Raw genomic sequence first — 13,724 nt, 5'->3', positions numbered from 1 at the left:
GCAGCTTTTCGGCGGCTTTGTTCGACATGGTTCATATTGCGGGTAAAAAGAATTACCACGAATGAAGTGCGCGCAATTGTGGCGTTTTTTTCGATTGATGGGCTTCCATGCGGGTTAGAACATCATCCAAAATGGCGATCGCCTCAGCAACAAACGGCCCTTTGTTTAACATCACACACTCAGCGCGTTCAGCCATTGCGGCATCGGTCATTTCTCCCCGCGAAGGTATGCCATTTTTCACCAAACTCTCTAGGACTTGAGTTGCCCAAATCACAGGAATATGCGCCGCTTCGCAAAGCCAGAGAATTTCTTCCTGAATCTCTGTTAAACGTTGATATCCAATTTCAACGGCTAAATCACCTCTAGCAATCATGACCCCAAAGGATTGTTTACCTGCTGCATAGATGATTAATTCTGGCAGATTGGAAACTGCGATCGCGGTTTCAATCTTTGCCACGATCGCAGGTCGGGACTGCCCTTTGACCAAACGCCGATCCAACTCTTGTTGAAGCAACTCAATATCAGCAGGACGTTGCACAAAAGAGTAGCCAATAATATCTGCGTGGGTAGCGACAAAATCTAGGTCGGATAAATCTTTTTCAGTCAGAGGACTGAGCGGCAATACTGTATCTGGGAAATTTAACCCCTTTTGGGGGCGGAGTTTGACTCCTTTGGGGCTGGCATTTGTCACCTCTAGTAAAATCCCCTGTCCTTTGTGTACTCGGTGCTGGGTATCAATCACGCGAGTCTGAATCTTGCCATCGTCGATATACACAGGGTTATCAACTATTAATAAATCGAGAATTTCGGGAACTGTGCAGGAAGTTTGGAAATGCTTGACATGGGATGGGATAGCATCACCTGCTTCTACTTTTCTTGCCGCTGCTTTAGTGGCAATTTTAGGCTCACAACGCAACAGCAGGATGCGATCGCCTTTAAATACCCGTTTTTTATGATGGGGAGCAAGTACCACTCCTGTACGGATTTTGAGACCAGCTAAGTCCATGATGATTTTACAAGGCGTTCCGGTTTCCTGCTGGGCCCGACGGATATGGTCGATCGTGTCTTGCCAAACTGCGATCGTATCGTGGGCGCAGTTAATTCGCATACAGTTTGCCCCACGTTGCATCATTTCTCGCACCATCTCATAATCAGTGGCGGCTTCCGTGGGTAGCGTAACCATAATCCTCACCCGCCGCTGGAGTGGAGATTGACCAAACAATTCTTCCGTGTGCTGTTGTAGTAATCGATCGCCCTCAAAAAAGAACTCGATGGGTGGACGGTTGAGTTGCTGGGCAGACTCAGATCCGCAAATCACTTCCAAGGTGGCAATGACAGCATCAAGATTGGGCATCACCCGTCCTTCAATCCGTCCTAATGAGGATAAGCCCCAAGGCATTAGTGCAGCTTGGAGGTCGCGGAGATCGTGCCGACGTAAAGCTATATACTCAGCTAAATTCAAGGCGCTAGCCAGAAACTCAGGACGCTGAATGTGCGATCGCCACTGGTTAAAAGTAGCTTTTCCTTCGCTTTCAACAGTCTGGCGAAGTTCTTGCAGAGTCGATAGCAAATTCTGTGGACTTGATAGATTCAGCGGTTCAACACTAAGTTCTGAAGTTGGGCTAATCATATATCAAAGTGTGGGATGGATGCCGTCAACAAGTATTTTCCGGGTTTACTGCTAAAGTGTACCGCTTGAGATTGATCGCTAGCCCTTTTCCCTATACTATAACTTTACTTTCAATTATTCTGGATCAACTGAAAAATGCAAGAGTCCTTTTCCAACTCAGCAGGCAGGCATTTACATGATGCCCAACTTCTTTTGGGAGAGCAGCGGTGGGACAACGCCGTTTATCTAGCAGGTTATGTTGTAGAATGTTCCTTTAAAGTGCTTGTCGAGCAACACTTTAAGCACGATCGAGATGCGGTAAAAAAATATGGACACGACCTCACTGAACTTGAGGGAAGGGCAATGGAACGCTTGCGGGTTCTCTATCCTATTCTGGATAGGCAACTTCCTGCTTCACGAATAGCTGATACTATTCTAGCTCAAAATCATCCAGAGAGGAGATATTCCAAATCTGGACTTTGGGCTGAAGCTGAGGCAAAAACTGCCGTTCAACGTGCCGAAGAAATTTATCGAGAAATCATCCCCAAGTTAGTGCTAAATGGCTCAATTTCCAGCCAGGATATTTAAAGAATGACAATCAGTTTTGGTGAAACCTTTGATAAAGTCCAGGAATGCTTTAGGGAACAAAGCATTGTAGTTACACTTGTTCCTAAACTTAAGTCTGTCACTATTATTCGTGATGTTAATGGAAAAATTAGGCTGTTTATTGAACAATTAAACGATCGTAGCATTGAAGAATCAGAAATTGCTAAGCTTAAGATATTTTTATCTAGCAAACTTGGCAATTACTATGGCAATGACATTTGGCTGCCAGCAGGAAAAAATGATGGTTATAAAGCTTTAATTGATACTATTAAGGCTGAAAGAGTTTTAGCACCTTGGGATGATGAATCAGTTTTGCCGCGCTGGTATATTCTTGAACGCCACATTGCTAAACAGGCATGGACAGACAAGAAATTAGGTCAACCACCTTGGTCAGAGGATTTAGTCGAGAAAAAGCATAAGCCCGCGATCGTATCTTTTTTCTCTTTCAAAGGAGGTGTAGGACGAACCAGTGCCCTCGTTGCTACTGCATTGACTTTAGCTCGTAACGGGCATCGAGTTGCCATTGTTGATCTCGATTTAGAAGCACCAGGCTTGGCTACAATTTTTTCACCAGATAGCTCCAATAATCTAGGTGTAATTGATTATTTATTGGAAAAGAAGATTCAAAATCAAGATTGGAAACTTCGCACTCACATCATACCTATTAATGAGCAGACGTTACTAGGTGATTATGGACAACCCTTGCAATTACTTCCCGCAGGAACAGTAGATGATAATTATTTGGAGAAGTTAGCCCGATTGGACTTTCAGAACCTTGTCGATGGTGAACTGCAAAGTACAATGCAAAATATGTTAAGAGAATTGGAAAGTGCAGTAAGACCTTTAGATTTTATTTTGATGGATGCGCGGGCTGGTTTTCATGATATTGGTGGCTTGGCAATCACAAATCTTTCACATGGAGTAGTCATATTTGGGACTCAATCACGCCAAAGTTGGGCAGGACTAACTCATGTTATTCGACATTTAGCAAGTCCTGGAATTGATGAGCGTTTGCCGTTGATTCTTGTACATTCGATGGCTCCAGCAATCGGAATATCAGGACGAGAAACAGAACTCACGGAATTTCAAGAACAAGCCTACATTGTTTTTAAAGAAAACTATTACTCTGAAGATGAAACAGTCCCTGATCCTAACAATAGAGAAGAACCATTTTTTCCTGTGGTTGTGCCGTATCAGGAGAGTCTACGCGGCGACATAGCTCTATTTTCTCGCAACTCAAAATCAAATCGACTGTCAGACCTCGTAAAGATAATGACTAATTCTCCTTATCAGGATATTGCAGAAAAATTATGTATACTTTTTGGGCGTGAATTAAAAAATGTATAGCAATTAAAACTATGTCTGAAATTAATAAACAGAGATTACTAGAATTAATAACGAATATCGCTCCTGGTCTGGGAACTGCTGAACAGGAAAGTAATGATGAGGATAAATTCTTAAAAAACTTTTTACCCATAGCAGATTATCGTTATGCTTTAGAACCCAATACACTATTAATACTAGGAGGTCGTGGAGTAGGAAAAACAGAATTATTCCGTTTACTCGCAATCCCTTCAGGACGAGAATCTTTGGTTGAAAGCTTGGGAATCAGATCCTTACCTACTTTGAGCAAAACGACGTGGATAGCTGGCTTTGGAAGGACTCGCACAGCAGAAAAGCGATTTCCAACGCCAGAGAGTGTTCAAAACCAAATGGATAAGGCTACAAATATTGAATGGCGAAGCTTCTGGATAGGTTTAATTTTAGGTGGGTTATTACAGCAAGAAGATTTTAAGTTCAAAGATTTTCTTGTTGAACAAATAGAGACAGAAATAGCCAACATTCTTAGAGATGACTTATCTCGCTTATCAATTTGGCAACCTATTGTCAATCAAAATCTTGAAAATTTAAATTCTGTCTTAGATAAATTAGATCAAAAACTGATTGAAGCAGATGATTGGTTATTTGTCACTTATGATGAATTAGATCGATTAGTTGCTTCCTATACTGCTTTAGCAAGTCCAATTCGTGAACTTTTAGCTTTGTGGCTCAATCGATGGGGACGTTGGGATAGAATACGACCCAAAATATTTTTGCGTACCGATCTATTTCGAGAGGATGTTTTGAGTTTTCCTGATGCTTCCAAACTGCAAGCCCATCAAATTCGATTGGAATGGAAACATTCATGGCTTTACCAACTTTTGGTCAAACGACTTGCGAACTCTGGTAATGAAATGACAGAATATTTGCAAAATATCCCAGAGTTGATTATTGAAAACAAAACTGATTTGGGCTGGACTGCAACATCAAATGAAAAATTGTTTGAAGAACTAATTCAAATGATGATTGGTAAGTATATGGGGGCTAATGCTAAAAAAGGAATTACCTATCGCTGGATTCCCAATCACCTTCAGGATGCTGGTGGTCGAATTGCGCCACGTTCTTTTCTCAAGTTATTTGCCTTAGCTGCACAAAGTCGAATACAACAGCACTCGACCGTTGAACAAAATACGCTACTCTTGCAACCCTCTGATTTACAAGGGGCTTTAATGAATACTTCAGATGATAGAATTCTGGAATTACAGGAAGAGTATCCTTGGCTAGAATCTCTCAAAATGAGCTTAGTAAATCTGAGCGCTCCCATGCCAAAGGAAGTATTTTTAGAGAGGGTAAAATCAACTACATGGATTCCTGAAAAACAACCACCTGTTACTAACCCCGAAGGAATTTTGCAATATCTACTTCAACTTGGAATTATAGAAGGTCGTCTTGATGGACGAATTAATATGCCTGAAATCTATTTATATGGATTTCAAGTTAAACGGAAAGGTGGGGTTAAACGTCCCAAGTAACATCAGACTAAAAATCAGGTAGAGGAGGTAATACCAAATCCTGTCTTCATCGGAATTATTAAACTCTCTCTTCTCTTCCTTCGCGTCCTACCCTACGGGAACGGCTTCGCCGAACGCGCCTTCGCGGTTAAATCATTCCGATACAACGGGAATTGATATAATACCTAATTTTTATTCTGCCCAAAATGCCATTGCTAAAACCCATTTGATATCTAATGCTTTAACCCATAAGTGCTGCGAATTGACAACTAAAATTTCACGCGACTGTAAAACACTCGTTTCACATTCTCCGCCGCCGTAACGTAGAACAAGACGATCGCCCCCAGCACCAACACAAAACTCAACGGCAACGGTTGAAATCCGAACAGGGTTCCTAAAGGTGTCCAGGGCATGAAGATCGTCACTCCTACGGTAGCCAGCGTTGCCATCAACAAGTATTTTCCGGGTTTACTGTCGAAAATAGATTTGCGGGTACGAACGACTAGCACCACCATCGAAGCAGAGATTACAGACTCCAAAAACCAGCCTGTTCTAAACTGTTGTGGTTGAGCGTGCAGCAGCAGCAGCAACGCCCCAAACGTCAGGTAATCAAAGATGGAACTCAACAAACCAAACACGATCATGAAGTTGCGGATAAACTTGATATCCATCCGGCGAGGTTTGCTGACTAACTCCTTGTCTACGCGATCGGTAGCGATCGTCAATTCTGGAAAATCAGTTAAGAGGTTGGTCAGCAAAATCTGACTAGGTAGCAGTGGCAAAAAGGGGAGAAACAGAGAAATTCCCGCCATGCTAAACATATTCCCAAAATTGGCACTCGTTGCCATAAACACATATTTTAAAGTGTTAGCAAATGTCACCCGTCCTTCCTTGACACCTTCGATCAGGACATTCAAATCCTTTTCCATCAACACAATATCAGCCGCTTCTTTGGCAACATCAACTGCACTCTCGACTGAGATGCCGACATCAGCAGCATGAAGCGCAGAGGCATCATTAATCCCATCTCCCAGATATCCAACTACATTCCCCGCTTTTTTGAGAGCGATAATAATCCGCTCTTTTTGGTTCGGCTCTACCTCAGCAAAAACATTTGTATCTTGTACTCGGTGCATCAAAGCTTCATCACTGAGCTTTTCGAGTTCAGATCCGGTCATTGCCTTTGGTTCAGGCAGTCCTATCTGCTGAATAATACTCATTGCCACTGCCTTGCTATCTCCGGTAATCATCTTCGGAGTGATTCCCAGCAGTTCCAACTCTTTTATGGTGTCAGCGATGCCCGCTTTTGGCGGATCGAAGAGCGCAAGGTAGCCCATAAATGTCATGTTTGTTTCATCATCTTTGCTGAAGGAATCTCGCTCGAAATCGCGATAAGCCACACCCAAGGCTCTAAATCCTTTACTGCCCAAATCTTCCGCTTGTTGGTGGAGTTTTTGTCGTCCGTCTGCAATGTCGATGGTTTTCCCTTCGGCAGTTTCAACGGTTGAGCAAACATCCAGAATATTTTTCAGTGCGCCTTTGGTGACAATTAGATTCCTACTATCTTTTTTGAACAGGATGCTGAGACGTTTGCGGTTAAAATCATAGGCTACTTCATCTAATTTTTGATAGGTAGAAATGTCGAAGGTTTTGTATTCGCGAATCGCTGTATCTATCGGATTCACATAACCAGACTCAGAGATAGCATTCAAATAAGCGTAAAGTAAAACGCGATCGCTATCTTTCCCCTCGACATCAACCGCAGAGTGAATTTTCACCTCTCCTTCCGTGAGCGTACCCGTCTTATCGGTGCAAAACACATTCATACTGCCAAAGTTTTCGATCGCGGGTAAATGCTTCACGATCACCCGCTTTTTCGCCATTGTCGCAGCACCGCGAGCCAAGTTAACACTGACGATCGCAGGTAGCAGTTGAGGGGTCAAACCCACAGCCAGCGCTAGGGAAAACATAAAAGATTCCAGCACAGGGCGATGCAGGTAGACATTGGCCGCAAAAATTAGAGCTACCAAAACTAGAGTTACTTCCATCAAAAAGTAGCCAAACTTGCTCAGCCCATGTTCAAATTCCGTTTCAGGAGGTCTCAGTTTCAAGCGTTGCGATACTTTGCCGAATTCAGTTTCTTTTCCAGTATGAACAACTACTGCTTTCGCAGTTCCACTAATAACATTAGTTCCCATATAGAGGGAGTTGGTGCGTTGATTTAGTCCAGTTACCGCTGGCAATACACCATTTAGTTTGTCAACTGGATAAGTTTCTCCTGTTAGTGCTGCTTCATTCACTGATAAATCTTTTGACTCTAAAACTAGACAGTCGCCGGGAATAGTTTTACCCGCCCCAAGCACCACAATATCGCCCGGAACTACTTCCTCATTAGGGATTTCTTGAGATTGACCATCCCTCAACACAGTTGCTTTAACTTGCACTAAAGCTAATAATTTTTCTACCGCATTCGATGCTCCTCGCTCTTGCCAAAATCCTAACAGCCCACTAATCAGGACGATCGCTATGATAATAATCGCATCTGCCGCATCTTTGAGAAAAATCGAGAGCACCGCCGCCAAAATCAGAATCAAGATAATCGGACTTTTGAACTGATTGAGCAACATCATGAATGCGCTCGATTTGTGTATTTGTTTGAGGCTGTTTGCGCCGTACTGGCTCAGGCGTTGTTGCGCATCAGCATGGCTTAATCCTGCTGCTGTAGAGTGCGTCTGTTGAAGCACTGTATCTGTGGATAAGCTCCAAAATGTAGACTGTTGATTCATTTTTTGATACCTGAGTTTTCATTAAATAAATATGCTATTATCTAGATATAATTTGTGGATATTAACTTAGATTTATCTGGCTGGGGAGTTTATGTCCGCTAACCTAGTTATTGCATTTTCGATGCCATCAGACCCACAAGCACAATTAGACCTAATGCTCTCCGAAAGTAATTAACGCCTTGAAATAATTCTTCCCAAGCCCAAGTAAACAAGGAACCAAAAGCTAGTATTTCCAACCCTAAATTAACTTTTCCCGTGGTAAGAATCAGCTTTAATAAACTAGCTAGAATCCAGACAATTAGTGGTAAATTTGGTGGTTGAGCGATCGTAATTTTGCCTTCGCTGTCCCGGAATGTTCGATCGAATAACGTATTTTCCATGAAATCTCCCTCTTTTTTAACATTTCTACAAGCACAAATAGGCTCAGTATCAGTGCTCTACCGTCCGCTTAGCAGTGGCCATGTCAAGGTGTTTTTGATTTAGGCACTTTTTCCTAAATTTTTAACGGTATCGCTATTATGGTTTCATAATTCGGATTGATTGCCATCCATCTTTAGACCCAAATTTTAGGTAAGGTAGATATCTCCTCGCTCCCAAATCTGGGTTAGCAGCCCCCTCGATTCTGGGGATAAAGAAACTCCAAGGGCGATCGCAACAGCATCAGGGTGCCATTTTCCCTCAGCAGGATTGTGGGATTCCCGCGAATCAGCAACCACCCAAGACTTCCGGCTGATAAAATATGCCACAAGCTGATAATTTGAATCAGCCGGATTTGACATCAGTTTAATAATCCAGGATGCAAAAAACCCGGTTTCTTCCAAAAATTGTCGTTTTTTTCGACAAATATTCACGTAGAAACCGGGTTTTTGATTCCCCATGCGTCCAGGACTGTTTAAATCGCTTTCAAAATTTGATCGTCTACAGAAAAATCAATCTCCCCTTTGTCTCTTCCCGAAACTAAATAATCATTCTGAAAAGAATCTTTTAACCCAGAAACTAGGTCAAATTCTGGCTGCCAGTTAAGCTCGGTAACAGCTTTGTTCACTGAGGCAAAAAAGTGCTGTAATCGCATGGGGAAAGCTTTCTTTTTGCCGAAGTCAAATTGTTTTGGATCGTAGTGTACAATCTTAATAGCATCTGCTGATTTGCCGGCGGCTAAAATGCAGGCGCGGGCTAAGCCATCAAAGGTGACAAATCGATCGCCCGAAACGTTGTAAATTTGCCCGATCGCCCTTTGATTCCCCAAAACTGCCGCCATCGCCCTAGCCAAATCCTGACAGTGCCCTAACTGCGTGAAGTGCATTCCATTACCAGGAATCGGAATCGGGCGATCGCGCGCAATGCGATCGAAAAACCAAGCCTCTAAATCGTTATAATTTTGGGGGCCATAAATGTAAGTCGGGCGAATTGAAGTCCAAGGTAAACCGGACTCTGCCAAGTAACTTTCGGTTTCAAATTTGCCCAAATGTCGGCTTTTGGGATCGGTAGCGTCCCCTTCAATATGAGGCATTTGATCGGATTTCAAATAAACCCCCGCAGAACTCATATAAATAAAGTGCTGCACCCTCCCTTTAAATATTTCAGCTAAAGGCTTTGTATCGCTCAGTTCCCGACCGTTATTGTCAAAAACGGCATCAAACTCAAGAGTCGATAACTGTTCTTTTAGTCCATCGACATTAGTGCGATCGCCCTGAATCTGCTGCACTCCTGAAACTGGTACTGGCTTATTGCCACGATTAAACAGTACCACCTCATGCCCTTGTGCTGCTAAAATCTTAGTCAGATAAACCCCGATAAATCGAGTACCGCCCATCATTAAAATTCGCATTATTTTCCAGACTCCTTACAGTTAGTGTCAACATCTTACAATAAAATTACTGCTTAGCTTTACTCAAAAATTCCTATGCAAGTTCCACGGCTACATCCCGAAACCATCGAAGAAGTCAAACAAAGAGCAGACATAGTAGATGTCATTTCCGGCCGCGTCGTATTGCGAAAACGAGGCAAAGAATTCGTAGGCTTGTGTCCATTTCACGACGAAAAATCTCCCAGTTTTACCGTCAACCAAGCCAAGCAAATGTACTATTGTTTCGGCTGTGGCGCTGGCGGAAATGCCTTTAAGTTTCTCATGGAACTAGAGAAACGCTCTTTTAGCGAAGTAGTATTAGACTTGGCTAAAACCTATCAAGTACAAGTCAAAACAGTCGAACCAGAACATAGACAAGAATTACAGCGCCAAATTTCTCTGCGAGAACAACTCTATGAAATTTCCGCCCTCACCGCCAAGTTTTACGAACACGCTTTAAGACAACCCCAAGGACAAGAAACCCTAGCCTATCTCAAATCAAATCGCCAGCTTAGCGAAGAAACTATCCAACAATTTCAGTTAGGTTATGCACCCCAAGGTTGGGAAACACTCTACAGCTATTTAGTAGAACAAAAGCACTATCCAGCCCAGTTAGTAGAACAAGCAGGATTAATTGTACCACGCAAATCAGGAGGCAGTGGCTATTACGACCGCTTCCGCCATCGCGTGATGATTCCCATTCGCGACACCCAAGGTAGAGTCATCGGTTTTGGTGGCAGAAGTCTCGGCGACGAACAACCAAAATATCTCAATTCTCCCGAAACAGAACTATTCGACAAAGGCAAAACTTTATTTGCCCTAGATACAGCTAAAATCGCCATTAGCAAAGCAGATGCCGCCGTCGTCGTAGAGGGGTACTTTGATGCGATCGCCCTTCATGCAGCGGGCATTGGCAACGCCGTCGCTTCCCTGGGTACAGCCCTCAGCCTAGATCAAGTGCGGCAGTTATTGCGCTACACAGACTCCAAACAAATTATCCTGAATTTCGATGCCGACAAAGCCGGAACTCAAGCAGCAGAAAGGGCGATTGGAGAAATAGAAAAACTTGCCTATCAAGGAGAAGTACAACTGCGAGTTCTCAACATTCCCGATGGTAAAGATGCCGATGAATTCCTCAAAACTTACTCTCCTGAACAATATCGAGAATTGCTGAAAACAGCTCCTCTATGGCTCGACTGGCAACTTCAACAAATGTTGGTCAACCAAGATTTAAAACAAGCTGATGTTTATCAACAAATTACTAAAAAGATTGTGCATTTATTAACAAAAATCACTGATGACAATCAACTGGCACATTACCTCCAAAAATCCGCCGAAATTCTCAGCAAAGGAGAGTTTAAATTGACCAAAATGCTAGCAGAAAGCTTGCTCAACCAAGTAGTTAGCGATTGGGGTAAAAGGCTGATTCAAGATGAATCATTGACAATGCCACTGTTAATTAGAAAAAAACTCAAGCCAAATAAACAATACAAAAGTCAGACTACAAGCAGCCTCAAAAATCGCTCCCAAGAAACTTTTTCCGCCGTAGCCAGAAGTCTTTTAGAAGAAGCAGAAGCGCAATTGTTGCAGATTTACTTGCATTGTCCCGAATATCGGCAAGATGTCAGAGAATCCATAGAAGCTAGAGAAGTGCAGTTTAGCCTTTCTCACCATAGATTTTTGTGGCATCAGATTTTGAATGCGGAAATATTGCATAAAAGCTATTTACAAATAGCGCCTTCTGAGTTAATATTAAAATTACAAGATAGTTTGATAGAATATCCCCATCAACTCAATCAAATTTCTCATTTATTTCACCTAAATGAGTTGTCGGAAAAAAATGTTTATCGCGCACCTTTAGTAATTCGGTCGGCTCTGGCGTGCATCGAGCAAATTATCAGCATGAAACGCCGTCGCATTGCACTGAATATGTGGGAAAATACGAATGTGGCGAGTAATTGTGAAGAAGCTGTAGAATATCACCAACAAGTCCTCGCTGAACAAGAATGGATAGAGGAATTGGAGCGGTTGCGTCAAGTCAATTTTTACGATTTAATATCAGTACCTTGGAGTGGCAATTTTTAGCTTGCACTCCCAGGTACTGATATCGTTGACGCTGGAATCGGTATTGTTTAAACACTCAGCAGTCAACAGTCATTTCGCTGATGCAACCGGAATTGATATTATCCTTCACTCTCGCGTGGCGCGGACTTCCTGCGTGTAGAAGCGGTTTCAAATGCTGGGGATATAACTAGCTCGCTAGTTATGTCCATAGTGGCAAATTTCAGCACTTGATTAAAAGCTAAACCCCGTATTTTTAGCTCCCAACGAATACCTTTTGCTTTCATCCGTTTGGCTTTTCGCATATCTACATCCGTAACTTGTTGATGCAACAGTAAATATTTCATTGCTGCTATAGCTTCAACTTTTCTGGGATAGGCAATATAAGTGATAAATCCACCCTCCCAGTGATTGGCGTTACGGATGCTGCTGATAGTAGCAACTCTCGGACTAAAGCGGTTCCAGTAAAAGTCGCTATATCCGACTGATTGTGTTTTAACTTGGAGTTTGTTTGGCATTTGACTTAACTCCTCTAACCTTTTCTGTGGGGTTAGCAATACCACTTGGGTGCTGCTATTCATAATTATAGCAAATTATTTAGGGAGTTTCCAATTCTCTTAAATAAATTTTGCATTCAGCCAAAACTCGATCGGTGTTCCGGGCTGTCCATTTCGGTTTCTTTCGGTCTAGTTTATGGTTTGTTTAAACGCAAACCGATAATTACTACATCTCTTTCAACTCCATCAAGTTCGGCGACTTGTGGTAGATGTCCCCAAGTCTGAAATCCAAATTTATTGAACAATTTTAAGCTTGGTTGATTGTGGGCAAAAATTATGCCGATTAAGGTTTTAATTCCTAATTCGGGACAGCGCCGAATTGCCTGTTGGAGTAATTTTTGTCCGACTCCGCAGCATTGGCGATCGGGTGCGATGTAAATGCTCACTTCTGCTGTATGCTGATAGGCGGCGCGCCCGTAAAAACGTTGCAAGCTCAGCCAGCCAATGATATTTTGTTCTGATTCCATTACCCAAATTGGTAAGGAATCAGGGGAATGTTCTCTGTACCAAGCAAGCCGACTTTCGACGGAGATTGGTTCTAAATCTGCTGTAGCCGATCGACCTGGTATGGCTGCATTGTATATTTGAACTATTGCTGGTAAGTCGCTTTCACTTGCGTCGCGGATTTTCATGAATTATTGTTGGGCGATGGGTGCGAGTCAGAAACCGGGTTTCTTCACAAAATCTCGTTAGGATGCCAAAATTATCGCAGAAACCCGGTTTCTTGGATTATCAACTAACTCGATTTTATGCTTGAATTTCAGTTATTGACTCGTTCACTTCTTCGTCTTTAACATCAAAATTAATTCGTTCATAAATCTCTCTGAGCGGCATTTGAAATTCTACTGATTCCAAGGTTAATACCGATTCCTCTGAGTCATACTCTGTTAATACCCATTTGCCATTAGAGTTTTTAGCAAATTGCTCGATATGATAGCTATATTGGTCAATTAAAATGTATTCTCGAAATTCCGGGATTGAGCGATAGGCGAGAAATTTGCCACCGCGATCGTAATCTTTGGTTGAATTGGATAAAACCTCGACGATTATCAAAGAATTTGTAACAATTGTTTTGTTACTTCCTTGATATTTTGGTTCTCCTTTAATAACCATGATATCGGGATAGACGTAGCGGCGAGTTAAGGGTATCCACAGGCGCACATCATTGATAAATGTCTCGTAATCTTGACCATTCACAGTCAAGGGGAATTTTCGGCAAAAATTCAGTGCGATTTTGTTGTGGTTTGCGGTTCCGCCTGTCATTGGTACTATCTCTCCATCATGGTATTCACTTTTATCGATCGCACTTTCTTCTAATGCGAGATATTCCTCCGGCGTGTAGTACCGTTTTTCGGTTGGTGGTTGCTTGGCGATTGCTGGTTTTTCTTGGGTTGGCATTGTCGTTCCCTTCTGCTCTGAAGTGATTTT

The 13,724-nt window shown here is 42.5% G+C and carries 12 protein-coding genes; 4 read left to right on the top strand and 8 right to left on the bottom strand.

Features of this window, described 5'->3' with window-relative positions; all coding sequences use genetic code 11:
- Positions 1-52 precede the first annotated feature (52 nt).
- On the bottom strand, positions 53-1,630 hold the full coding sequence (locus tag ACBR23_RS09630; RefSeq protein WP_371118957.1) for a pyruvate kinase: 1,578 nt from the start codon (positions 1,628-1,630) through the stop codon (positions 53-55).
- 135 nt (positions 1,631-1,765) lie between these two features.
- On the opposite strand from ACBR23_RS09630, the gene ACBR23_RS09625 reads away from it, so the two are divergent.
- The 3 genes from ACBR23_RS09625 to ACBR23_RS09615 are packed head-to-tail and all read left to right on the top strand — an operon-like array spanning position 1,766 to position 5,067.
- Entirely contained in the window at positions 1,766-2,197 is a 432-nt protein-coding gene (locus tag ACBR23_RS09625) for a HEPN domain-containing protein (RefSeq protein WP_371113725.1), read from the top strand.
- 3 nt (positions 2,198-2,200) lie between these two features.
- Positions 2,201-3,562 carry a tyrosine-protein kinase family protein gene (locus ACBR23_RS09620; RefSeq protein ID WP_371113726.1) on the top strand — a complete coding sequence of 454 codons (1,362 nt, stop codon included), beginning with the start codon at positions 2,201-2,203 and terminating at the stop codon, positions 3,560-3,562.
- Positions 3,563-3,573: 11 nt separating this feature from the next.
- Complete coding sequence (locus ACBR23_RS09615; protein WP_371113727.1) at positions 3,574-5,067, top strand: P-loop ATPase, Sll1717 family; 1,494 nt, start codon at positions 3,574-3,576, stop codon at positions 5,065-5,067.
- Between the two features lie 248 nt (positions 5,068-5,315).
- Here ACBR23_RS09615 and mgtA read toward each other — a convergent pair whose 3' ends face one another.
- From mgtA to ACBR23_RS09595, 4 genes are all read right to left on the bottom strand, one after another.
- Positions 5,316-7,832, bottom strand: a complete 2,517-nt coding sequence (mgtA, locus tag ACBR23_RS09610) for a magnesium-translocating P-type ATPase (protein WP_371118958.1) — start codon at positions 7,830-7,832, stop codon at positions 5,316-5,318.
- Positions 7,833-7,939: 107 nt separating this feature from the next.
- A complete protein-coding gene (locus ACBR23_RS09605) occupies positions 7,940-8,212 on the bottom strand; it encodes a hypothetical protein (protein WP_371113729.1) in 273 nt (90 codons plus the stop codon).
- A gap of 186 nt (positions 8,213-8,398) precedes the next feature.
- The gene (locus ACBR23_RS09600; protein ID WP_371118959.1) at positions 8,399-8,710 is read right to left on the bottom strand and encodes a hypothetical protein; all 312 of its coding nucleotides are present in this window, start codon (positions 8,708-8,710) and stop codon (positions 8,399-8,401) included.
- 14 nt (positions 8,711-8,724) lie between these two features.
- The gene (locus ACBR23_RS09595) at positions 8,725-9,660 is read right to left on the bottom strand and encodes an NAD-dependent epimerase/dehydratase family protein (protein WP_371113731.1); all 936 of its coding nucleotides are present in this window, start codon (positions 9,658-9,660) and stop codon (positions 8,725-8,727) included.
- A gap of 75 nt (positions 9,661-9,735) precedes the next feature.
- Between ACBR23_RS09595 and dnaG the strand changes: the two genes are divergently transcribed.
- Positions 9,736-11,763, top strand: coding sequence for a DNA primase (gene dnaG / locus ACBR23_RS09590; protein ID WP_371118960.1), 2,028 nt, complete (start codon positions 9,736-9,738; stop codon positions 11,761-11,763).
- A 98-nt stretch (positions 11,764-11,861) separates the two neighbouring features.
- On the opposite strand, the gene ACBR23_RS09585 is transcribed toward dnaG, so the two are convergent.
- From ACBR23_RS09585 to ACBR23_RS09575, 3 genes are all read right to left on the bottom strand, one after another.
- Complete coding sequence (locus ACBR23_RS09585) at positions 11,862-12,257, bottom strand: hypothetical protein (RefSeq protein WP_371113733.1); 396 nt, start codon at positions 12,255-12,257, stop codon at positions 11,862-11,864.
- Between the two features lie 173 nt (positions 12,258-12,430).
- Positions 12,431-12,928 (bottom strand): N-acetyltransferase family protein, encoded by a 498-nt coding sequence (locus tag ACBR23_RS09580; RefSeq protein ID WP_371113734.1) that lies wholly within the window; start codon positions 12,926-12,928, stop codon positions 12,431-12,433.
- 115 nt (positions 12,929-13,043) lie between these two features.
- Complete coding sequence (locus ACBR23_RS09575; RefSeq protein WP_371118961.1) at positions 13,044-13,694, bottom strand: Uma2 family endonuclease; 651 nt, start codon at positions 13,692-13,694, stop codon at positions 13,044-13,046.
- Positions 13,695-13,724: the final 30 nt, after the last annotated feature.

It is taken from the genome of Microcoleus sp. (genome assembly GCF_041354475.1).
Classification (GTDB): Bacteria; Cyanobacteriota; Cyanobacteriia; order Cyanobacteriales; family Microcoleaceae; genus Microcoleus.
The sequence above is the reverse complement of the archived record's forward strand: the minus strand, read 5'-3'. Positions and strand labels throughout refer to the sequence as shown.